Origin of the sequence: Aliicoccus persicus, assembly GCF_900110815.1 — a bacterium.
GTDB lineage: Bacteria > Bacillota > Bacilli > Staphylococcales > Salinicoccaceae > Aliicoccus > Aliicoccus persicus.
In genome coordinates, this window is the sequence record NZ_FOIT01000002.1 from 237,086 (window position 1) to 256,876 (window position 19,791).

The window sequence follows — 19,791 nt, forward strand, 5'->3', positions numbered from 1 at the left end:
GGTATATATTATTTAAATTGCCTTTTTATCCTTTAAGACCGGAACGCGAAACACCACTGATGATGTAGCGTTGTAAAAAGACAAATAAAATAATCATAGGTAAGATGATCATTGCTGATGCGGCCATCAACAATTCATAGTTCGTACCAGCCTCTGATGTGAATGCAGTTAAACCGACTGGGAGTGTACGCATATTCGTTGAGTTCGTGACGATAAGCGGCCATAGGAATGCGTTCCATGAGCCGATTGCTTTAAGCAGTGTGATCGTGATAATCGCTGGCATCGCGATCGGTACCATCACTTGCCATAAGTATCGCCAATCGGTACAACCGTCTATGCGGGCGGCATATCCGAGTTCATCTGGGACAGACTTGAAAAACTGTCTCAGTAAGAAAATCGAAAAAATTGAAGCAAGCCACGGAATAATTAATGCTTCATATTGGTCAATCCATTGAAAGTTTGCAAGGGTTACAAAGTTCGGTATTAACAACATCTCGCCTGGTATCATCATCGTTGCAATGAGAATGGCAAAGAGTACATTTTTCCCGAAGAACTGAACTTTAGCAAATGCATAGGCTGCGAGTATTGTCGTCATGAGCTCACCGATCGTGCTGAGCACGGTAACAATCATTGAGTTCATGAAATATGTTGCGAACGGTGCGACTTCGAATGCAATTAAGTAGTTGTCAAAACGAAACTCACTCGGTATCCATATCGGTGGCATCACACGTACTTCAAAGGATGGTTTAATGGATGTTAATAACATCCAAACGAATGGGAGTAACATTAACAAGCTACCAATGATTAAGAAAGTGTATATGAACGTCTTAGATAGTGGTTTCATGTTTCTCCTCCTAATATGTGACGCGTTTGCTTCCGATGTACATCTGTATCATCGTGAAGATGAATATAATGATGAACAATACGAGCGCGGCAGCGGATGCGACACCAAAGTCCCATTCGCCATAGAATTTGTTGTACATATAATACACGACGGTTAATGCGCTATTTGCGACACCTGGTCGGTCGTTGAAAAGTGCGTATACTTCATCAAACACTTTAAACGCATTGATAATCGAAATAATTGAGATAAAGAACGTCATCGGTGCGAGCTGTGGCAATGTGACATTTAAGAAGCGCTGCCACGTATTCGCACCATCGATCTGTGCGGCGTGGTAATACTGTGTATTGACCATCTGTAAGCCCGCCAGGAAAATGATGATGTTATAGCCAAGTCCCTTCCATATTGAAAGGATAATCAATGCCGGCATATTCCAGTTCGGATCGGTCAGCCACCGGATTGGATCGATGCCGACTAAACCTAAAAAGTAGTTCATCAAACCGTAATCCCCGTGGAAAATCCAGCGCCAAACGATAGACACCGCAACGACACTCGTCACAAACGGGATAAAATAAATCATCCGAAACAACGGTTTAAAATTAATCTTTGTATTTAAGGCCATCGCAATTGCCAGTGACAGTATGATCGATACAGGTACGACGCCGAGCACATAAATAAATGTGTTACGGAGTGCGCGATGAAATAGTGGGTCTTCCCATAAATAGATGAAGTTATCGAATCCATATGCATAGACAATGTCATTAAAGAAATCATAATCTGTGTAAAATGCCATGACGACAGATTTATAGATTGGATATAGCGTAAATATGGCAAGTATGACTAGAGCCGGTAAGACATAAAGCCAACCTTTAATATGACTTTTCTGTTTCATAGGCTTCACCTACTCGCTTGCCACGCGCATCGAATAATAGTACATGTTCATCACGCGCATTGAGATAAATATTTTGTTCCACTTCTAAGATGTGGTCTTTCTCGACATAGAAACGAATTTTTCTCTCATTATGTTCTGCAACGACGAGCGTATCTTTTCCTTTTTGTTCAATAATCGTGATAACAGCTGGAATCCCTTTATCGTCGACATAAAGATGTTCCGGTCGAATTTTAATCGATTCAATCTCTTGATTTAAATATTTAGCAAACGGAGTGTCGTCTAATTCTGAATTCTTTAAGTTGAATGTATTGATTTGAGGCGCACCAATAAAGTCAGCAACGAACTCTGAGTTCGGGTGATCATAGAGATTATTTGGAATTCCATGTTGGATGATATTGCCGTTTTCCATAACGATGATACGGTCGGAAATACTCATCGCCTCTTCTTGGTCATGTGTGACAAAGACAGTCGTAATACCAAGTTCTTGCTGGATACGTCTAATTTCTTCGCGCATAGTGACGCGCAGTTTCGCGTCTAAGTTTGAAAGTGGTTCATCGAGCAATAGTACGTCTGGTTTTCTAACGATTGCACGTGCGATTGCAACGCGCTGTTGCTGTCCACCAGATAATTGACTTGGTTTACGTTTACTTAAGTGTGCGATTTCTACGAGTTCTAGAGCTTCCATCGCTTGTTTTTGGCGTTCACGACGTTTCACACCGTGCATTTTTAGTGGAAACATAACATTTTGTAACACAGTCATATGAGGGTATAGAGCATAGTTTTGGAACACCATACCAATGTTTCTTTTTTCGGGTGTAATTTTTGTTACTTTTTTATCGTTGAAATAAATTTCGCCAGAATGAGGTGTATGTATACCTGCGAGCATAAATAGTGTTGTGGATTTTCCACATCCAGAAGGGCCAAGTAATGAAACGAGTTCTCCTGTTTCAATTTTAAAGTTGATGTTATTAACAGCTGTTACATCATCAAACTTCATTGTAAGATGATCAATCCTAATAGACATGTGTAACCTCCTGATTACTTTGTGCGTCATTTTTTAGATTACCAAATGAATGCTAAGTAACTATAAATATTTTGTAAATATTGAGTAACGATAGTAACTTTACGTTTAATTCTTGAAACGATAAACGACAGATGTTATAATTATCTCGAATTCGAGATAATAAAAGGAGTGAAATGGAATGACAATAGAACTATTAGGACTACACCACGTAACAGCAATGACAGATGACGCGAGTCGCAACTACAAATTTTTCACAGATGTATTGGGTATGAGACTTGTTAAGAAAACAGTGAACCAAGACGACATTCAAACATACCACACTTTTTTTGCAGATGATGAAGGCAATGCGGGAACGGACATGACATTTTTTGATTTCCCAGGACAACCGCAAGGAATTCGTGGTACAAACTCAATTTCAAGAACGAGTTTTAGAGTGCCAAATGATGAAGCAATTGAAGTATATAAGAAGCGTTTCGAAGAATTTGATGTAGAACATGGAGAAATAGAAACATTATTCGGTCACAAAGTACTAACGTTTGAAGAAGAAGATGGTCAGAGATTCCAGTTAATCAGTGACGAGAATAACGAAGGTGTTTCTGCAGGTATTCCATGGCAAAACGGACCCGTTGATACAAAACACGCAATTTATGGACTTGGTCCAATTGAAATTACAGTCACTTATTTCGATGAATTTAAAGAAGCATTGACTGAAATTTATGGTATGACGGTCATTAAAGATGAAAGCGAAGTTGCATTACTTGAAATGGGCGAAGGTGGAAACGGTGCGCAAGTCATCTTACGCAAAGATGATACATCACGTCCAGCGATGCAAGGATATGGTGAAGTACACCACGTGTCGTTTAGAGTAAAAGATCACGATGCAATTGTTAAATGGCATGAAAAGTACAAAACACATCGCATGGGTAACTCAGGCATCGTCGACCGCTTTTATTTTGAAGCACTTTACACGAGAATTGGTCACATTTTAATTGAGTTATCTACTGATGGACCGGGATTTATGACAGATGAACCGTATGAAACGTTAGGAGAAAGTTTAGCTTTACCACCTTTCTTAGAGCCAAAGCGTGAAGAAATTGAAGCACAAGTGAGACCATTTGATACGACGAGGAGCGATAAATAATGGAACATATTTTTTTAAAAGGCAATAACGACCGTGTTTTAATCACATTGCACGGCACGGGTGGAGACGCACAAGATATTGCCGGACTCGGCCGAGCAATCGATGAAGACGCAGCGATTTTAAGTGTTAATGGACAAGTAATGGAAGGCGGCATGCGCCGTTTCTTCAAACGTCATGGTGAAGGGGAATATGATGTAGAAGATTTAAATCTTAGAGGAAAAGAGTTGCTCGACTTTTTAGTTGAATCGAGTAAAGAATATGACTTTAAGTTAGAAGATGCTGTACTTGTCGGATTTTCTAACGGATCTAACATTGCAATCAACATGATGTTAAGAGAAAATTCTCCAGTAAAAAATGCACTTTTATTCGCACCGTTGTATAATGTAGATGTGGATGAAAATGTAACGCTTGAGAATGCAAATGTATTCTTATCGATGGGTGAAATGGATCCGATTGTACCGAAAGCAGCGAGCGAACATGTCATTTCGTTGTTCGAATCAAGAGGCGCCAATGTTGAAAAATATTGGGTTGGCTCACACGAGATCACTGCTGGCGCAGTAAGTGCCTCACAGGCATTTTTATCTAACCTATAAACTGAAAGTGGGAGACACTCGATCGATATCAATGAATATTTAGACGGTTACAGCGAGACTCAACAAGCATTCGTGCAAGAGATTTTTGATTGGATTAGTGAAAAGTATCCCCAGTTAAAGCAAGAAGTAAAGTGGAATCAACCGATGTATACGCATGAAGGTACGTATATTATTGCATTTAGCTTATCGAAAGCGCACATGTCAGTTTCTCCTGAATTTAAAGGGATGGATGTGTTCAAAGATAAGATAGAAGCGGCAGGCTATACACATTCAAAGATGTTATTCCGCATTAAATACACGGACAAAGTGGACTATGACTTACTCAGCGAAATGATTGAGTTTAACATCGAAGATAAGGCTGGCTATACGAAGTTCTGGAGAGGTTAAAATAATGCCGAACACTATATAAGAGTGCTCGGCATTTTAATTAGGCGTAAATATAAGCCAGTACTTCAATCGCTTGATCGATTGTTTCAACGGTAACATTTGCCTTGTTCGATAACTCTTTCATCGCGTGGATGTGCTCTTTCGGACGAATGATGATAAGCGGTTTACCTAAGTTGATCGCTGTTGTTGCGTCCATCGTCGTGTTCCATTGTTTGTACTTGTCTCCGAACAGCGCGATGACAACATCTGATTTCTGCATTAAAACTGTTGTTCTTAAATTGTTGATGGCACTTGCAGCATCATCTCTAAAGAAGTCATTCGGTTGTTCGCCTAATATATTTTCACCGATAGCATCTGATAGATCATGTTCAGTCTGTGGATGAACGAACTGAATGGGTAGACCTTTATCCTTTGATGCAGCTTTTACAACTTCGCGCCAATCACCATGTACGTGACCTGCCAAATATACAGTTAATTCCATGATAAAAACGCTCCTTTTAAAGTCTATATTCTTATGTTCAGTCTTCCCTATATGATAAAATAGAAACATAAATATATTGGGGGAAGAAGTCATATGAAAGTCGCACTATTTGATTTTGATGGTACGCTATATCCAGGTCAAACGTTTAATGTTATGCTCAAACATCTAAAAGATCACCCACAATATAGTAAAAACTATCTTAAGTTTATGAGTCGTTTCAGGTTGGTATATATCGGCTATAAACTTAAACTCGTTTCAAAGGATACGATGCGTTCAGAAGCAATGAAACTCTATATCCTTTCTTTTAAGGACAATACGAAAGAAGAGATCGTCGACTACTTCAAAGAACTTGGACAAGAAATTAGGCAAGATCTGTATCAACCGTTAATCGAAAAGGTAAAGGCGTTAAAAGCAAAAAATGTGTATACAATGGTTATTTCTGGTGCATATACAGAGCTGCTTCAAGGCATTCTAGAAGATGATTTTGACCATTTGATCGGTACAACAATTCCATTTAAAGAAGATAAAATTGACACATCCAATGAGATTTTGCATATGCAATCCGATGTCAAAGTCAAAGAAATTAAGAAGCATTTAGAGGATAAGGATGTTGACTGGGCAAACAGCTATGCGTTTAGCGACAGCATTACAGATTTAGACATGCTACAACTTGTTGGTAATGCATATGCAGTCAGACCGGATGATGAACTTAGACAATATGCAGAAGTAAATGGATGGGGGATTATTTCAAATGAGTGAAGTTGATATTTTAAATATTACAGAATCAGATTTATACCCAACTGAACGTTTCGGTCCGAAACTCGTTGGTACGATGCTATACAAACTTGGTGAAACGAGTGCATTCAAAACAGCGTATATCACAACAAATGAACGTCTAATTATGAATGCAGATATGAATGGTGAACTTTACACACGCGTGTTCAGCTATCAGGATATTGAAGAAGCGACGTTTGAAAAAGATGGTGTGATTATCACATTTAAAAATGGTATGAAAATTCCAATGGTAGAAATCATTGATGGAAATACAGAGGCATTTCTAGAATTTGTTAAAGAACGTCTTTAATTAAAGCACCCACATCGATGGTAATTATCGGGTGGGTGTTTCACGTTTAAGAGATTGGTTGTATAATGGAAATATATATATGGAGAAAGAGGGAAAATGATGTCGGAAGTTAAAGAACCGAGAGAAGTCGTGCTTATCGGTGGCGGAATCATGAGTGCAACGCTAGGAATATTGCTGAAAAAATTAGACCCAAGTGTGAACATTACAATATTCGAAAAACTGAGTGGTCTGGCTATGGAGAGTACGGATGCATGGAACAATGCGGGTACTGGCCACGCAGCACTCTGTGAGTTGAACTACACAAATGAAAATCCTGATGGGACAATGGATGTTTCAAAAGCGCTGAAAGTTAATGAACAGTTCAATGTATCAAGACAATTCTGGGCTTCATTAGTTAAAGAAGGATTGATAGAAAATCCTGCTGAGTTCATTCGTTCAGTCCCACATATGAGCTTTGTAATCGGTAAAAAGAATATTGAGTTCTTAAGAAAAAGATATGAAGTGTTAAAACAATATCCAACATTTAAAGAAATTGAGTTTACAACTGACAATGTAACGCTGAGCCAATGGGTGCCACTGATGATGGTGGATAGAGATAACAAAGAAGAAGTTGCAGCAACGAAGATGGAACAAGGTACAGATGTTAACTTCGGTGCCCTATCTCGTAAGCTGTTCAAAAATCTCGAAGAACAAGGTGTAAAGATTTTTACAGGACATAAAGTCGAAGATTTAAAGCGCAACAGTGATGGTACTTGGCAAATCAAAGTGAAAGACTTAAATGCGAACGCACAAAGCTTTGTAACTGCTGACTTTGTCTTCGTTGGTGCAGGTGGTAATGCGCTGCCACTATTACAGAAAACAGGTATTCTAGAATCTAAACATATCGGTGGATTCCCTGTCAGCGGATTATTCTTAAAGAGTAAAAATGAAGATCTCGCTGTTGCTCATAGTGCAAAAGTTTACGGAAAAGCAAAAGTTGGTGCACCACCGATGAGTGTACCGCACTTAGATACACGATATATTGATGGAAAAACTGAAATATTATTTGGACCATTCGCTGGATTCAGTCCTAAGTTTTTAAAGACAGGTAAAATGTTAGACTTACCACTTTCAGTTAAAACATATAACCTCACGACGATGCTAGCTGCAGGAATGAAAGAGATGGGCTTAACAAAGTATCTGATTCAACAATTGATGTTAAGCCATAGACAACGCATGGATGACTTACGTGAATTCATACCATCAGCAAAAGATGACGAATGGGAAATTGTAAAAGCTGGTCAACGTGTACAGGTGATCAAAGATACACAAGATAAAGGAAAAGGTACGTTGCAGTTCGGTACAGAACTGATTACAAGCGAAGATGGAACTATTTCAGCATTACTAGGCGCATCACCTGGTGCATCTGTTGCTATCTCTGTCATGTTAGAACTTGTTGGAAAATGTTTCCCAGAATTAATCGAAACGAATGAAGATAAGATTAAAGAAATGATTCCATCATACGGTCAAAATTTATATGAGAACGAAGAACTATTCAAACAAGTTATGGAATATTCAGCAAAAGAACTTCGTTTAACAAAGTAATCTATTTTTAAATTTAACGGTATATCGAAAAGATATACCGTTATTTTCTTTTTCTAACGTTATAACGCATAAAATATATGGATTTACCATAGAAAATAAAGGGAGTTATGCTACACTAACGTTATAATGTTAATAGATAAACGAATGTGGAGGCCGTATAATGGAGAATAATAGTACGATTTTTTTTACGACAGCACAAGTTACAGAAATGGTCGAGTTATCCGATCAAAACGTCCGTAAGTATGTGCGTCTACTTGAAGATAGAAATTATGAAGTGACGAAAGATGAACACAATCGTCGCTTATTTTCAGGTGAAGATATTGCTGTGTTAAGAGAACTAATTAAACTTGCTAAACAACCCGGTTATACACTTGAAACAGCTGCAGACCATATAGCAAGTAAAGCAACTGGCGATGTTGTACAATCAAACTCGAGAGTACCAGTCGTCGAAACTAATAATGAAGTGACACAATTATTAACCTCAGTTGTTGATAAAATGCAGGAAATGCAAAATGACCATCAAGAACTGAGAGAAAAGATGGACCAACTCTTAAGTAAGCTGGATGAGACGTCAGTTGCACTAGAAAATAATAATCAACTGCGTGAGACGAATGATTCTAAAGTTGGTGCTGAGGTAGAAGAAGAAGTATCTCAAGAAGAGGAATCAGAAGAAGAAACTTCTAATGAAGAAGAGAAAGACGCTGAAGAACCTGTAGACACTGATGAAGTTAAGACTGATGAAACAGAAGAGAAAGAAGATACAGAAGAAAGCCAGTCAGAAGATCCGACTGGAGAAGAAGCACAAACAGTAGAAAAGTTTGAAGCACATAAGAGAGAAAATGAAAGAAGTGTTGATATGTCTTCATATGAAAATGAAAAACCTGAATCTTCATCTGACAATGGTGGAGCAACATCAGAGCAAGTAGAAGAAAAAGGTGCCTTTAGTAAGTTTTTAGATTTTTTAAGGGGTAAATAATTAACATATAAAGGACCGAGTGTATGGTAAATAAAGCATGGTTTCAGACAGCAACAGCCATTGTCATGACGCTAATCATCATCACACTTGTGATGAATGTCGGTGTACTTTTCCAACCCGCTGCCATCGTATTGAGTACGGTTTTTATCCCGCTCCTAGCAGGCGGTCTCTTATACTACGTCACCATGCCAATTCAGAAGTTCTTAGAACGAAGAGGTGTAGGGCGTGGGTCTAGTATTTTTACTATCTTCGTCATCATACTGATTGTTATTACTGCTTTAGTGTTGATTATTGCACCGATGATAGTGAATGAGATCCAAAAATTTGTTGCGCGATGGCCACTTATCCAACATGAAATAGCGTATCTGTTTGATTTTGTTCTAGAACAAACTGAGCGCTTTGATATTGATATTGGTAACCCAATCAATGAGTTAGTTGATCAGGGTTTATTTCTATTGAGACAGATCACGGTGAACTTCTTCTCTATTGTAGCTAACACCGTAACTGCATTATTAACGTTGATCTTAATACCGTTCTTTTTCTTTTTTATGCTGAAAGATCACGAGAAATTAATACCGACAATTACAAGACCACTTAAAGGAAGCTTTCGTGGATTCGTTGTAAAGTTGTTAAACAATATCGATAAAACGCTAGCATCTTTCGTGCAAGGACAAATTATAGTGAGTATCATCCTAGCTGCGCTGTTGTATATCGGTTATACATTAATTGGATTGGAGTACGCGTTGTTGCTCGCGATATTTGCTCTATTTATGAACGTTATCCCATTCATCGGTCCGTGGATAGCATATTTTCCGGCATTGATTTTAGCACTTATACAAGATCCAATCTTAGTGATTGGAGTGAGTATCATTACACTCGTAGCCCAGCAAATCGACGGGAACATCATCACACCGAATATTATCGGAAATACATTGAAACTACACCCGTTAACCGTAATAACAATTGTGCTCGCTGCCGGAAACATAGGTGGTTTCATCGCAATGCTCATTGCCATTCCATTTTATGCAGTCGTTAAAGTTATTGTTGTCAGCATATACGATTACCGCGAGGATCTGCGAGAGTCGATGTTTAGGCATATCGAGTAAGTTGTTTTCAGCACAAAAGACACCCCAGAAGTAAACCTCACTTCTGGGATGCCTAATACTTACAAAAAAATTATTTCTTTACTTCAATCTCATCTTTAAATCCGTCGTAACCTTTCAACACGTTCTTCGCATTTTTATAACCGCGCGCTTTCAACACACTAACTGCGATTGCTGAGCGTCCGCCACTTTTACAATGGACGAGAATTTCTTCATTCTTATCGAATGGGATATCTGCATCTCGCATAGTGCCGTGGTGTCTGTGTATACCATGACCAACGTGGCCAGCATCATATTCGCCTTGTCCGCGTACATCCAATATATTCGCATTTTCATACTTATCAACAAATGTTTCTGGAGATACTTTTTCGTAGCTATCATTAACAAGCGATTCAATAGAATCTTCAGGAACGATTCTCGCAATATCATCAAAACCAATAGAAGCTAGATCCTTCTGATATTGTTCAGATAACTCTTGTTTCCCAATAATCGTCAACGGCTGATTGTAATCGATAAACCACCCCGCTTGTTTAACAAAGCCAGTATTGTAAGGGATGTTAATCGATCCCCTCACAAACCCATCAGCAAATGCATTGCTATTTCTTAAGTCAAATACTTGTCCATTTAATGTCTCTGGTGTTTCTACAGGTACATCTTTCAAATTGAACGCTGGTAATCCTTCTTTGTTAACGCGTTTCATCTGTGCGAAATAATTTGGTGGCTCAGGTTGTGCGTTTGTAATTTCTTTTACGAAGTCAGCCTTGCTCGGACTTTGTAATGCCCAGTTAAACTGACGCTCGTAACCGAATGTAGATAAAGGAACCGCACCCAGTGATTTACCACAAGCACTACCCGCACCATGGCCAGGCCAAATTTGTAAATGGTCATCGAATTTTTTTATCTTTTGTAATGAATCATATAAATCTTTTGCACCGATTTCTGTCGTGCCTTCAAAATGTGCAGCCTTTTCAAGTAAATCAGGTCGACCGACATCGCTGACGAACAAGAAGTCGCCTGTAAAAATACCCATTGGCTCATCGACGCCGTTGTCTGTAAGTAAGAAAGAAATACTTTCAGGCGTATGTCCAGGTGTTGCGAGTACTTCAAATTGGATGTTTCCAACTTCAAAGATATCTCCACCGTTTAGGAATACAGTATCCTTCGGCATGTTTTGGTATTTCCAATCTGCATCTCCTTCATCCGATACGAATAAAGTCGCATCAAATTTACGCGACACATCTCGTAAACCCGATGCGAAGTCTGCATGTATATGAGTTTCTGTAGCATGTGTGATTTTTAAACCTTCTGCGTCAGCAACAGCCTTGTACTCATCTAATACACGAGCTGGATCGATAATGATTGCTTCACCCGTTTTCTGACAACCGACTAAATACGAATATTGCGACAGCGTACTATCAAAAAATTGTCTAAAGAACATGATTAAGTGCCTCCTTGAGTAAATAAGACATGCTATTATTATTACATAAGTAATCGAGATAAGTAATCAGAAGGGCGTGAGATTATCGATATTCTAATTGTTATTTTAATTATTGTACTCATTGTGTTATTCTTTGTCAGTCGCTCGTCATTAAAAAATGCTTCGCAAAAGGTAGAGCACTACGAAAGGTTACAAGAAATGTACAAGACCGTCTTTGAACTAGAAGAAAAAAGATTAACGGATGATGAGATTATAGATAAGTTACAAATGAAATATAGATTAAGTTATAATGAAGCAAAATACTTATTAAATAAAAGTAGAAAATAATCAGTGAGATAATTGCATTTTTTGTAATTCACTCTATAATTAGATACAGGACTTTGAAGCAAGATAATATTTTAGTTGTTAAGCTTTAATGTAATATTAAAAACGAAAAGGTGAGGCTGTTGGATACTAATCCAGATATTTCTTTGATAATTGATAAGTTAACGCCATATCAAATAAGCCAAGCATTAGATATATCATTAGATGATGCAACAGCGTTGATAGCAGGGAAACTTAAACTAGAAGAACTCGACGAAAACACATCTAGACTATTAATTGATTTGAACGATAAATTAGGAAGCTGATGCTTGGGCATCGGCTTTTTTAATTCTTTTAAATGTATTATTGGCACAATGAATGATAGAATATGATTGTTAATTTTTAGAGGAAAGGCGGGGTTGTATTGGCGAAGAAAAATCAATTGGTATGGGATAAGCGTGTCATGTGGGCAATTACTGCATTGATTGTTCTATTAATCATCGCGTTCTTTATATCCAGCCGAAGCGATCAGTGGTTTTTAGATCGCGGCGAAGATATTGAACAATTCGAAGGTCCATTATTTGAAAATGCAACGCATCGTCAATATAATGCATCGTCACCACCGATGGTACATACCGGTGGACCCGCATTGTTTGAAAGAGCAAACTTACTCGAAGTGCAAGAGGCGATGCAAATCAATGAGAATCGTCCATTAGAATTTCTCGATTTAAGAGAAATGGTGAGAATTAGTGAAGATGAATTAAATGAAGTACTTGAAGATAAAGGAATTCTAGCAGGTCATGGGGACTCATTCCTACGTGCGCAAAGAAACTATAATGTCAACGTGTTTTATCTTATTGCGCATGCGCTGGTTGAGACGGGACATGGTGAATCCGAACTTGCTGCTGGCATCGATCATGAAGATGAAACGTATTATAACTTCTTTGGAATCGGTGCGTTTGACACAGGTGCTGTGAGTGAAGGCCATGCCTACGCAGTGAATGAAGAATGGACATCGCCAGAAGAAGCGATACTCGGTGGTGCGAAGTTTATTAGTGAGAGCTATGTGCACAATAATCAGTTCACGACATATGCGATGCGTTGGAATCCAGAGAATCCGACGAGCAACCAATATGCCACGGATGTCAATTGGTCACGTGTCATCGCAGAGATTACTGAAAGCTACTATGATTACTTTGACTTAGAACCGAGCCGATTTTATAGAAATTACTACAATGAATAATCCAGCGACTACTTCATAAGGTCGCTGGATTTTTTGTGTGAACATTTATTTTGTTAAGCTTACAGATTCATCGACACCAAGTGCTGAAGTATCGATGCGCATCGGATGACTGTAAACATTGAATGATTTGTTGCGGATAAAACCGACAGTCGTGATGTTTAAATCCTCCGCTAATTTAATCGCAAGATCAGTCGGTGCAGATTTACTCAGAATAATTCCGACTCCGATTTTTGAAGCTTTCGTCAATACTTCTGACGAAATCCGACCGCTAAACACTAAAATCTTGTCGCTCACTGAGATTTTTTTCTCTAAACAATACCCATATAACTTATCAAGTGCATTATGTCGACCGATGTCACCGCGGTGGATGAATGTTGCTTCAGGTGTTGCAAGACTGGCGTTGTGAATCCCACCCGTCTCTTTAAAGACAGTCGAACTATCCTGCATCTCTTTCATCAGCTGGATGCACTGCTCAGGTGTAATCTTCGTTTTAGACATGGATATTTTTGCAGTTTCCATATCACTTTGGTGATAGAATTGACGGCTTTTACCACAACAAGATCCGAGCACACGTTTCGTAAATTTGAAAAAGTCTGTTGGGATTTCTTTATGAAGTTCTATGTGACAATATCCGCCCTCTTCATCCAAATTGAACGATTTAATCTCATCGCGTTTTCTAATGACGCCCTCTGATGCAACGAATCCAATCACTAATTCTTCCAAATACTGAGGCGAGCAAACGAGTGTTGCGAATTCGACATCGTTTAGAAAAATCGTTAACGGAAACTCTTCTGCAATCGTATCCTCAGCGGTAGACAGCTGCTCGTCACTATATCTCCAAATTTCTCTACGCGTTGTAATCTCCATCATAATCACCCTCGTTGGTTTTTATCGTATTACAAATAGTATACCAACTTTACAACAATTGATAAAAAAGAAAATTCCAGATTATGTGTAGTTAGAGATTGAATAGTTTCTAAGGGTACTTGAAATCAATAGAATGTAGTATAATGTAAACAAATGATTTTAGTGAAAGGGTGTAAGAAATGGGAAAAACACTTCATACAGGTCCGATTAAGAAGACGAAAAAGTGGGACCCGAGTCTGTGGGTAAGTAAAGTACCTTTTGGATTGACGAAAGTAAAACCACGTCATATGACTGACACTGCCAAAATCGCATGGAAGAACAAAGACAACTTGTTCTATGCTACGAATATAATTACACAAGGTGTTTGTGATGGATGTGCACTCGGAGTTGGTGGGCTTCAGGACCAAACGTTAACAGGTCCACACCTTTGTACAACGCGCTTGAACGTATTGCGCTTAAACACTGCACCGCCGATCAAGCCAGAGATTTTGCACTCGGATATCAATGAGTTAAAGAAATATACGAGCGCCGAATTACGTGAACTTGGACGTATTCCATATCCAATGATTCGTAAAAAAGGCGACGATCGATTCGTCAGAATTTCATGGGATGAAGCGATGGATACAATCGCAAGCAAGATGAAGGAACTCGACCCTAAAAATTTTGCGTTCTATTTAACGAGTCGCGGTATTACGAATGAATCATATTACGTTGCTGCGAAAGTTGCGCGTTACTTAGGAACGAACAACATCGATAACGCATCACGTATATGTCACTCGCCATCGAAAACAGCAATGATGCGTTCTGTTGGTGTTGGTGCTTCGACGTGTAACTACAAGGACTGGTTAGGTACAGACCTATTAATTTTCTGGGGTTCAGTTGCAGCGAACTCTTCACCAGTTTCTACGAAGTATATGATGGAAGCTAAAAAGCGCGGTACAAAAATTGTTGTCATTAATCCATACAAAGAACCTGCAATGGAAAATTACTGGGTACCATCTGTGCCAGAATCTGCATTATTTGGTACAAAAATTGCAGATAAGTTCTATGAAGTAAGAATTGGTGGCGACATTGCATTCATGCATGGAATCATGAAGCATTGGTTCGAGATGGAAGAGAAAAATCCAGGCTCAGCAATCGATCATGAATTCGTAAAAGATCATGTGAATAACTTTGAAGATTTAAAAGATAAAGTCCAAGAACAATCATGGGATCATATACTAGAGTCATCTGGGATTTCTAAAGATGAGATCGTAGAGTTTGCTGAAATGATCGCAAGATCTAAAAACGGTGTTCACGTTTGGGCGCTTGGTTTAACGATGCACAAACATGCGACAGATAACATTTCACAAGTTGCAAACCTTGCGTTACTACGCGGATGGTTAGGACGCGAGCATACAGGTTTAATGCCACTCCGCGGACACTCAAGTGTTCAAGGATCTGGAGAGATGGGTGCAGATCCATTCTCATTACCAGGCGGTGGTTGGGAGCATCCGAACGTCGATCGCATCCAAAATGTATGGGGCTTTGATTTACCAGACTGGCCAGGAGATACAGTCGGTGTAACGATTGAGAATGCGATGTTACCAGAAGGTCATGAGCGTAAACTTAAAATGTACTATATGTCTGGTGGTAACTTCTTAGAAACAATGCCAGACCCAGCATTCGTAGAAAAAGCATTAGCAAACTTAGAAATTCGCGTGCACCAAGATATCATCTTGAACACGTCGACATTAGTTGAAGCAAAAGAAGCGGTCATCGTATTACCTGCGAAGACTCGATTCGAACAAGATGGCGGTGGTTTATCGACGTCGACAGAGCGTATGGTGTACTACTCTCCACCAATCAAAGGTAACCGTAACCCAATACGTGAAGCACGCAGTGAATGGAAGATCTATTTAGACTTAGCGAAGCGTGTTAAACCAGAACAGTATGATCTCGTACATTTCAATTCAGGTCAAGAAATCAGAGAAGAGATTGCGAAAGGTAACCCGAACTATGATGGTGTTCAGTACTTGAGAAAGTCTGGAGATGTTTATCAGTACGGTGGTGCATGGTTATGTGAGGGCGGTATTTGTCCGACAGATGATGGCCGTGCAAGATTGATTTCAGTCGACATTCCGGACAATAAAAAGAAACCTGGTAAATTTACTCTGTTGATGCGTCGTGGTAAGCAGTTCAACTCAATGGTTTATGGCGATCACGATGCATTTAATGCAATGGGACGCTATGATGTGTTGATCAATGAAAAAGATGCGAAGCGAGAAGGAATTATCGACGGTGAAGCAATCGTACTTTACAACGATAATGGTACATTTCAAGGATTTGCGAAGTATGCGGACATAGCAGTGGGTGATTTAGGCATGCAGTTCCCTGAAGGGAACCAGCTCGTTTCAAAAGGTATTTATGAGTCATTCGCTAAAATGCCGGATTACGTTGCAGATGTAACGATGGAAAAGGCAGAGCGATTCACAGCAAATAAAGACCGTCAATACTATGAAAAACCAATCCCGGAATTAGAAGATAATCCGAACTAATATTCAATTTAGCCGAGATAATGTCTCGGCTTTTTATATGCAGTCACACATATTTATGGTAGATTTATGCTAATAGAAAAAAGGGGTGAAGCGTATGGAAAGAGCACAGTGGGGCTCAAAAATTGGATTTATACTTGCAGCAGCAGGATCAGCGATAGGACTTGGAGCACTGTGGCGTTTTCCATATATGATTGCAGAACATGGTGGTGGCGCGTTTTTAGTCGTCTTTTTAGTGATGACAATCTTTATTGGTCTACCATTACTATTGTCAGAATTTATAATCGGGAAAGCCAGTCAGAAAAGTCCAATCGAAGGCTTACAAATGCTTGGTGGACGTAAAGTGTATGGCCTATTCGGTCACCTGGGTAACGTTGGTGTATTTTTACTTTTATCGTTTTATAGTGTGATCGGCGGTTGGTTACTCATCTATTTGATCATATCCATATTGACAATGTTCAATATCATGACAATCAGTGACTATGACAATCTGTTTAATACGGTGATATCAAATCCACTCTATGCGATCGGTGCACAAGGATTGTTTATATTTTTGACTGCTATAATTGTTACAGGTGGTGTTGAAAAAGGTTTAGAACGCGCATCGAAAATTATGATGCCACTGTTGTTCATATTATTTATTATCATTATTATCCGTTCACTTACATTACCCGGTGCAATGGATGGTGTGTCATTCTTCTTAAATCCTGATTTTGGTGAATTAAATACAGAATCGATACTCTATGCGCTCGGTCAATCATTCTTTGCGCTAAGTGTCGGGGCAACGACGATGATGACATATGCTTCATATACGAGTGATAAAATGAACATCACACAGTCAGCAGTATCAATTGTTCTTATAAACATATCGATTGCGATACTCGCAGGTCTTGCAATATTCCCAGCATTGTATTCGCTCGATGTTGAATCAACGTATGGCCCGGGTTTAATATTCGTCGTACTTCCTGCCATTTTCGCTGAGATTCCATTTGGCGGTATCATATTTGTAATGTTCATCATAGCGTTTATATTTGCAACAGTGACATCATCGATTTCGATGTTAGAAATCAATGTCGCCAACTGGATAAAAGGCGATGATACAAAGCGTAAGAAACGAGCATATACAGTTGCAGTACTCGTGTTCATCGTAGGTATTCCATCGGCTTTAAGTTATGGTGTGTTGTCAGACGTCATCGTTTTTGACAGGTCGATATTCGATAATGTCGACTTTTTAGTATCCAATATACTGCTGCCGATTGGAGCATTGTTCGTGACGATCTTCGTGGGTTACATTATGGAGAAACGGATTGTCATGCAGCAGTTAGAATTAACGCATGCAGAAAATATATTCTTTAAAGTGTTTATTGCTTTACTGAAATATATCTTACCAATCGTGATTATTGCGATATTTATTGCACAATTATTCGGTATTTAGACTCGGAATCGCTCCGGGTCTTTATTTTAAAAGCTCATGTTAGATTTTCTAACATAGATTTTGTGAGATAAAAATAATATGCTAATATTCCCTTGTGAGGTATTTTTACAATGAATAATGACAAGCTTAGACGCTCCTCACCTGTCTTTCCAATTTCCTCTGCAATACGATTGACAGGGCTTACCGCTCGGCAGATTCGCTATTATGAAGAGAAACAACTTGTTTTACCCGCTCGTTCAGAAGGTGGTACTCGTATTTTTTCGATGAATGACTTGGATACATTGCTAGATATAAAAATGTATTTAGAAAAAGGATTCAAGATGGAACGGATCAGTGAACTACTTCGTCCACGTGACGAATCGATAGATATTTCACAACTTCAGGCGCGTGGAAAAACGCCTGTAAACCGTAGTGATTTATCTAGATTCTTTAAATAAAAAGGAGAAAGCACATGACAAATTTTACAAGAGAAGACATCCACCGCATCATCAAGGAAGAAAACGTTAGGTTTTTACGCTTGCAGTTTACGGATATTTTAGGAAGTATTAAAAATGTAGAAATACCAGTGACACAACTCGATAAAGCCCTGGACGGAGACATGATGTTTGACGGTTCTTCAATCGAAGGATTTGTCCGTATCGAGGAGTCGGACATGTATTTAGTTCCAGACATCAACACATTTAAAATTTTCCCATGGTATACGGATTCTAAAGCGAAAGTGGCGCGTTTTATCTGTGATGTGTATGACGTCGATCGTAAGCCGTTCGAAGGGGATCCACGCTCGAACTTGAAGCGTGTGCTAAAAGAAATGGAAGAGATGGGTTATACATCTTTTAACCTAGGGCCAGAGCCAGAATTTTTCTTGTTCAAATTAGACGAAAAAGGTAAACCGACGATGGACTTAAATGACAACGGCGGTTACTTCGATTTAGCACCGACAGATTTAGGAGAAAACTGTCGTCGAGATATCGTTTTAGAGCTTGAAGATATGGGCTTTGAAATCGAAGCATCGCACCATGAAGTTGCAGAAGGTCAGCATGAGATTGACTTTAAATATGCGGATGCAATTACTGCGTGTGATAACATTCAAACATTTAAATTAGTCGTAAAAACAGTTGCGCGTAAACATAATCTACATGCGACATTTATGCCGAAACCTTTGCACGGCTATGCAGGTAACGGGATGCACTTCAACGTCTCGCTATTTAAAGATAAAGAAAATGCCTTCTATAATCGGGACATGGAAAATGGGATGAGCGAAGATATGCTGAGCTTCATGGCAGGTATATTAAAACATGCAAGAGGTATGACGGCAGTGTGTAACCCGCTTGTGAACTCGTACAAGAGACTTGTGCCAGGATATGAGGCACCGTGTTATATCGCTTGGAGTAACAAAAACCGCAGTCCACTATTGCGTGTACCTTCTTCTAGAGGATTATCCACACGCGCTGAAGTACGTTCAGTAGACCCATCGGCGAACCCTTACTTAGCACTCGCTGTAATTTGTAAAGCAGGATTAGAAGGTATTAAAAATAAAGAAGAAATTCCAAATGAAATTAACGATAACATTTATGAAATGACTTTAGAAGAACGTCAGAACTTAGGTATCGGTGACTTACCATCAACGCTACATACGGCGCTAAAAGCATTGAGAGAAGATACAGTCATTCAAGACGCACTTGGCAAACATATATACCGCCAGTTCTTAAACAGCAAGCAAATCGAGTGGGATATATATCGTCAACAAGTCTCAGAGTGGGAACTTGATCAGTACTTAGAGAGATACTAGGTTTATAGATATTTGTTGCGCGCCAATGAAAGTAGCTCATAGTCCGTTAAATTGATTTGCGCGCCAATGAAAGTAG

Annotated in this window: 21 protein-coding genes; 15 read left to right on the forward strand and 6 right to left on the reverse strand. The window is 39.1% G+C overall.

Annotation, left to right across the window (positions count from 1 at the left end):
* Positions 1-25: 25 nt before the first annotated feature.
* The 3 genes from BMW30_RS04775 to BMW30_RS04785 are packed head-to-tail and all read right to left on the reverse strand — an operon-like array spanning position 26 to position 2,757.
* Positions 26-844 carry a carbohydrate ABC transporter permease gene (locus tag BMW30_RS04775; protein ID WP_091474437.1) on the reverse strand — a complete coding sequence of 273 codons (819 nt, stop codon included), beginning with the start codon at positions 842-844 and terminating at the stop codon, positions 26-28.
* A gap of 10 nt (positions 845-854) precedes the next feature.
* Positions 855-1,733: a carbohydrate ABC transporter permease gene (locus BMW30_RS04780; RefSeq protein ID WP_091474439.1), complete on the reverse strand. Its 879-nt coding sequence runs from the start codon at positions 1,731-1,733 to the stop codon at positions 855-857.
* On the reverse strand, positions 1,711-2,757 hold the full coding sequence (locus BMW30_RS04785) for an ABC transporter ATP-binding protein (protein WP_091474441.1): 1,047 nt from the start codon (positions 2,755-2,757) through the stop codon (positions 1,711-1,713). The genes BMW30_RS04780 and BMW30_RS04785 overlap by 23 nt, the downstream gene beginning before the upstream one ends.
* Before the next feature lie 178 nt (positions 2,758-2,935).
* Between BMW30_RS04785 and BMW30_RS04790 the strand changes: the two genes are divergently transcribed.
* The 3 genes from BMW30_RS04790 to BMW30_RS04800 are packed head-to-tail and all read left to right on the forward strand — an operon-like array spanning position 2,936 to position 4,878.
* Positions 2,936-3,898 carry a ring-cleaving dioxygenase gene (locus BMW30_RS04790; RefSeq protein WP_091474443.1) on the forward strand — a complete coding sequence of 321 codons (963 nt, stop codon included), beginning with the start codon at positions 2,936-2,938 and terminating at the stop codon, positions 3,896-3,898.
* Complete coding sequence (locus tag BMW30_RS04795) at positions 3,898-4,491, forward strand: alpha/beta hydrolase (protein WP_091474445.1); 594 nt, start codon at positions 3,898-3,900, stop codon at positions 4,489-4,491. Before BMW30_RS04790 ends, BMW30_RS04795 begins: the two co-directional genes overlap by 1 nt.
* 21 nt (positions 4,492-4,512) lie before the next feature.
* Positions 4,513-4,878, forward strand: coding sequence for an iron chaperone (locus tag BMW30_RS04800; protein WP_091474447.1), 366 nt, complete (start codon positions 4,513-4,515; stop codon positions 4,876-4,878).
* A gap of 40 nt (positions 4,879-4,918) precedes the next feature.
* Here the strand turns inward: BMW30_RS04800 and BMW30_RS04805 are convergent, their stop codons facing one another.
* A complete protein-coding gene (locus tag BMW30_RS04805; RefSeq protein ID WP_091474449.1) occupies positions 4,919-5,359 on the reverse strand; it encodes a YtoQ family protein in 441 nt (146 codons plus the stop codon).
* Between the two features lie 93 nt (positions 5,360-5,452).
* Between BMW30_RS04805 and BMW30_RS04810 the strand changes: the two genes are divergently transcribed.
* From BMW30_RS04810 to BMW30_RS04830, 5 genes are all read left to right on the forward strand, one after another.
* Positions 5,453-6,118, forward strand: coding sequence for an HAD family hydrolase (locus BMW30_RS04810; RefSeq protein ID WP_091474451.1), 666 nt, complete (start codon positions 5,453-5,455; stop codon positions 6,116-6,118).
* A complete protein-coding gene (locus tag BMW30_RS04815; RefSeq protein ID WP_245705633.1) occupies positions 6,111-6,443 on the forward strand; it encodes a hypothetical protein in 333 nt (110 codons plus the stop codon). The genes BMW30_RS04810 and BMW30_RS04815 overlap by 8 nt, the downstream gene beginning before the upstream one ends.
* Positions 6,444-6,542: 99 nt before the next feature.
* A complete protein-coding gene (mqo, locus tag BMW30_RS04820) occupies positions 6,543-8,027 on the forward strand; it encodes a malate dehydrogenase (quinone) (RefSeq protein WP_091474455.1) in 1,485 nt (494 codons plus the stop codon).
* A 160-nt stretch (positions 8,028-8,187) separates the two neighbouring features.
* Positions 8,188-9,003: a helix-turn-helix domain-containing protein gene (locus BMW30_RS04825; RefSeq protein ID WP_091474457.1), complete on the forward strand. Its 816-nt coding sequence runs from the start codon at positions 8,188-8,190 to the stop codon at positions 9,001-9,003.
* A gap of 23 nt (positions 9,004-9,026) precedes the next feature.
* Positions 9,027-10,109, forward strand: coding sequence for an AI-2E family transporter (locus BMW30_RS04830; RefSeq protein ID WP_091474458.1), 1,083 nt, complete (start codon positions 9,027-9,029; stop codon positions 10,107-10,109).
* A 70-nt stretch (positions 10,110-10,179) separates the two neighbouring features.
* On the opposite strand, the gene BMW30_RS04835 is transcribed toward BMW30_RS04830, so the two are convergent.
* On the reverse strand, positions 10,180-11,544 hold the full coding sequence (locus BMW30_RS04835; protein ID WP_091474460.1) for an MBL fold metallo-hydrolase: 1,365 nt from the start codon (positions 11,542-11,544) through the stop codon (positions 10,180-10,182).
* Between the two features lie 198 nt (positions 11,545-11,742).
* Here BMW30_RS04835 and BMW30_RS10795 point away from each other — a divergent pair, with 198 nt between their 5' ends.
* From BMW30_RS10795 to BMW30_RS04845, 3 genes are all read left to right on the forward strand, one after another.
* Positions 11,743-11,871, forward strand: coding sequence for a hypothetical protein (locus BMW30_RS10795; protein ID WP_281242139.1), 129 nt, complete (start codon positions 11,743-11,745; stop codon positions 11,869-11,871).
* A gap of 119 nt (positions 11,872-11,990) precedes the next feature.
* On the forward strand, positions 11,991-12,173 hold the full coding sequence (locus BMW30_RS04840) for a hypothetical protein (RefSeq protein ID WP_091474462.1): 183 nt from the start codon (positions 11,991-11,993) through the stop codon (positions 12,171-12,173).
* A 98-nt stretch (positions 12,174-12,271) separates the two neighbouring features.
* On the forward strand, positions 12,272-13,090 hold the full coding sequence (locus BMW30_RS04845) for an N-acetylglucosaminidase (protein ID WP_091474464.1): 819 nt from the start codon (positions 12,272-12,274) through the stop codon (positions 13,088-13,090).
* A 45-nt stretch (positions 13,091-13,135) separates the two neighbouring features.
* Here BMW30_RS04845 and fdhD read toward each other — a convergent pair whose 3' ends face one another.
* On the reverse strand, positions 13,136-13,957 hold the full coding sequence (gene fdhD, locus BMW30_RS04850) for a formate dehydrogenase accessory sulfurtransferase FdhD (RefSeq protein WP_091474621.1): 822 nt from the start codon (positions 13,955-13,957) through the stop codon (positions 13,136-13,138).
* A gap of 179 nt (positions 13,958-14,136) precedes the next feature.
* On the opposite strand from fdhD, the gene BMW30_RS04855 reads away from it, so the two are divergent.
* From BMW30_RS04855 to glnA, 4 genes are all read left to right on the forward strand, one after another.
* Positions 14,137-16,494, forward strand: a complete 2,358-nt coding sequence (locus BMW30_RS04855) for an FdhF/YdeP family oxidoreductase (RefSeq protein WP_091474466.1) — start codon at positions 14,137-14,139, stop codon at positions 16,492-16,494.
* A 94-nt stretch (positions 16,495-16,588) separates the two neighbouring features.
* On the forward strand, positions 16,589-17,926 hold the full coding sequence (locus tag BMW30_RS04860) for a sodium-dependent transporter (RefSeq protein WP_091474468.1): 1,338 nt from the start codon (positions 16,589-16,591) through the stop codon (positions 17,924-17,926).
* A 110-nt stretch (positions 17,927-18,036) separates the two neighbouring features.
* On the forward strand, positions 18,037-18,363 hold the full coding sequence (locus tag BMW30_RS04865) for a MerR family transcriptional regulator (RefSeq protein WP_091474469.1): 327 nt from the start codon (positions 18,037-18,039) through the stop codon (positions 18,361-18,363).
* 14 nt (positions 18,364-18,377) lie between these two features.
* Positions 18,378-19,715, forward strand: coding sequence for a type I glutamate--ammonia ligase (glnA, locus tag BMW30_RS04870; protein ID WP_091474471.1), 1,338 nt, complete (start codon positions 18,378-18,380; stop codon positions 19,713-19,715).
* Positions 19,716-19,791: the final 76 nt, after the last annotated feature.

Coding starts and splice junctions, on each gene's coding strand:
- BMW30_RS04775 (WP_091474437.1), bottom strand. CDS start 844: ATGAAACCACTATCTAAGACGTTCATATACACTTTCTTAATCATTGGT.
- BMW30_RS04780 (WP_091474439.1), bottom strand. CDS start 1,733: ATGAAACAGAAAAGTCATATTAAAGGTTGGCTTTATGTCTTACCGGCT.
- BMW30_RS04785 (WP_091474441.1), bottom strand. CDS start 2,757: ATGTCTATTAGGATTGATCATCTTACAATGAAGTTTGATGATGTAACA.
- BMW30_RS04790 (WP_091474443.1), top strand. CDS start 2,936: ATGACAATAGAACTATTAGGACTACACCACGTAACAGCAATGACAGAT.
- BMW30_RS04795 (WP_091474445.1), top strand. CDS start 3,898: ATGGAACATATTTTTTTAAAAGGCAATAACGACCGTGTTTTAATCACA.
- BMW30_RS04805 (WP_091474449.1), bottom strand. CDS start 5,359: ATGGAATTAACTGTATATTTGGCAGGTCACGTACATGGTGATTGGCGC.
- BMW30_RS04810 (WP_091474451.1), top strand. CDS start 5,453: ATGAAAGTCGCACTATTTGATTTTGATGGTACGCTATATCCAGGTCAA.
- BMW30_RS04815 (WP_245705633.1), top strand. CDS start 6,111: ATGAGTGAAGTTGATATTTTAAATATTACAGAATCAGATTTATACCCA.
- mqo (WP_091474455.1), top strand. CDS start 6,543: ATGTCGGAAGTTAAAGAACCGAGAGAAGTCGTGCTTATCGGTGGCGGA.
- BMW30_RS04825 (WP_091474457.1), top strand. CDS start 8,188: ATGGAGAATAATAGTACGATTTTTTTTACGACAGCACAAGTTACAGAA.
- BMW30_RS04830 (WP_091474458.1), top strand. CDS start 9,027: ATGGTAAATAAAGCATGGTTTCAGACAGCAACAGCCATTGTCATGACG.
- BMW30_RS04835 (WP_091474460.1), bottom strand. CDS start 11,544: ATGTTCTTTAGACAATTTTTTGATAGTACGCTGTCGCAATATTCGTAT.
- BMW30_RS10795 (WP_281242139.1), top strand. CDS start 11,743: ATGTACAAGACCGTCTTTGAACTAGAAGAAAAAAGATTAACGGATGAT.
- fdhD (WP_091474621.1), bottom strand. CDS start 13,957: ATGGAGATTACAACGCGTAGAGAAATTTGGAGATATAGTGACGAGCAG.
- BMW30_RS04855 (WP_091474466.1), top strand. CDS start 14,137: ATGGGAAAAACACTTCATACAGGTCCGATTAAGAAGACGAAAAAGTGG.
- BMW30_RS04860 (WP_091474468.1), top strand. CDS start 16,589: ATGGAAAGAGCACAGTGGGGCTCAAAAATTGGATTTATACTTGCAGCA.
- BMW30_RS04865 (WP_091474469.1), top strand. CDS start 18,037: ATGAATAATGACAAGCTTAGACGCTCCTCACCTGTCTTTCCAATTTCC.
- glnA (WP_091474471.1), top strand. CDS start 18,378: ATGACAAATTTTACAAGAGAAGACATCCACCGCATCATCAAGGAAGAA.